The sequence below is a fragment of the Pseudoalteromonas sp. S2755 genome, from assembly GCF_005886535.1.
GTDB lineage: Bacteria > Pseudomonadota > Gammaproteobacteria > Enterobacterales > Alteromonadaceae > Pseudoalteromonas.
Genome location: NZ_PNDS01000097.1, coordinates 1 through 1,958, shown reverse-complemented (window position 1 = coordinate 1,958; position 1,958 = coordinate 1). Strand labels below are relative to the sequence as shown.

General features: G+C 42.8%; 2 protein-coding genes. One reads left to right on the top strand and one right to left on the bottom strand.

Features of this window, described 5'->3' with window-relative positions; genetic code table 11:
- Positions 1-133: 133 nt before the first annotated feature.
- Positions 134-637, top strand: coding sequence for an RNA methyltransferase (locus CWC03_RS16060; protein WP_138582744.1), 504 nt, complete (start codon positions 134-136; stop codon positions 635-637).
- 21 nt (positions 638-658) lie between these two features.
- Here the strand turns inward: CWC03_RS16060 and CWC03_RS16055 are convergent, their stop codons facing one another.
- The gene (locus tag CWC03_RS16055; RefSeq protein ID WP_138582743.1) at positions 659-1,666 is read right to left on the bottom strand and encodes a fatty acid desaturase; all 1,008 of its coding nucleotides are present in this window, start codon (positions 1,664-1,666) and stop codon (positions 659-661) included.
- Positions 1,667-1,958: the final 292 nt, after the last annotated feature.

Genomic DNA, 1,958 nt, shown 5'->3' with positions numbered 1-1,958 from the left:
AAATAGCAAAATTTTTGCCATGCCTATATGGATATAGGTACCTTAGCGGTAGCAGGACGCGAGAGCGGTGCTACTAAAGCTATTTCCCCGCTTCAAGATAGATCATTTACTTAATACAAGTGGTATAAAAAGTATGAGCGAGTCATTTGTAGCAATCGGATTAGTAAACCCTAAATCACCAACCAACGTGGGTGGCGTATTACGGGCCGCAGGTTGTTATGATGCACAAGCCATCTACTTTAGCGGCAATCGTTACGCAAGGGCTGCAAAGTATCATACGGATACAAAAAACGTTGCCGACAATATTCCCATCAAACAAGTTGATGATTTCATCAGTTTAAAAGTAGCAGGCCGTGCGCTTGTCTGTGTTGAGCTGGTAGAGGGCGCAACCCCACTGCCACAGTTTACTCACCCCGACAATGCGTTATACATTTTTGGTCCTGAAGATGGCAGTCTGCCACAAGAAATCGTCGATGCCGCCGATGCCGTGGTGTATGTACCAACCATAGGCTGCATGAACTTAGCCGCGACAGTCAACGTGTTATTATATGATCGCATGGCAAAACGTTCAACCGGGTTTGATGCCTCGCAGATACTCACCAGCCGCGATATCAATAACCGCCTAACGGTTGAATAAGTTTTTGCAGTAAACAGCTTTTTATTTTTGACTAACCCGTACTTTGACCGGGTAGTGATTTGCATTTTTTAAGCTTTGTAAGTCATCAAAATGCACGCCATGCAGGGCCATAACCGGACGTATTTTTTTACTTATTAATTGTCGAATATAAAATGGCTGATTAGGTACAAAGTGGTGGATCGTGTGCGTGCGGCCAAAATCAAAACAAAATAACTGAAATGGTAAAAACCAGCAACTGGTGATCACATGGGTCTGCTCTAACACATTATTCACCCCACCATAATAATGCATTGAAGATGTGACAAGGTTTAAAGATGCTGAGCGGATCATATTAGGTATAATCAATACCACCATAAAGAACTCAGCAACCGCTAGTAAATCTGCTCCCCATTTAGGTAATTCAAATGGTTGTATAAATTGCAGCACGTAATAAGCAATCACACCATATAAAGTCGCAAAATAAGCCGTAGCAAGCGGAAAGCCAGCATTAAAGACTTGTAAAAACGTAAAACCCTTGATTTCTCGACTAAACCGCTTGGCATTCAATAATAAACCTAGCAATCTATCTGTAACCACCACAGCTCGCAACCAAGGAGATTGGATACCATTACCCACCAAGCGCTCTTCTAGGTCTTGTTCAGTGCCAGACACTTTATGATGATGTAAATGAATTTGCCTGCGATACCAAGGATTCACTGTATTTGGCCGCATAATCCACACCGTCAACATCATAAAATGATGTACAAATGGGCGGTCACTAAAATACTGCTTGTGGATCAAATCGTGCTCAAGTTCATGAGAAATAGAGGTAATAAAAGCCGCCAACAGAATGCACAGCCATGCAGGAATAACGGCAAAATAGTAAAGCGAGGCAACGCCAATTAACGCACTTAACGACAACAGCAAAATCACCATCGCAATGCTGTTTTGCCAGTTTAAAATAGGATAACGCGATCGAAGCGACTGCTCTTCGGCTTGGATAGCAGTCACTATCGCTTTGATATTCTGCCTAGCGGTTAATGTTGGCATTGGTCCCTTTACTCACTTTTTGATATCAAAATCATAGCGTAATCTCATATTGTCGTAGCAGCGGCTTTATGCCGCGGCAATTTTTAAAACTTTAATACAATGAAACACCCAAACTCCGAGTTTCTATTGACTATCGCCCATCTCGTACTGTCGTAGCAGCGGCTTTATGCCGCAACAGCTTTAAAACAGCAACGCAATGCGACACCCAAACTCCGAGTTTCTATTGATTATCGTCCATCTCATATTGTCGTAGCAGCGGCTTTATGCCGCGACAGCTTTAAAACAGCAACGC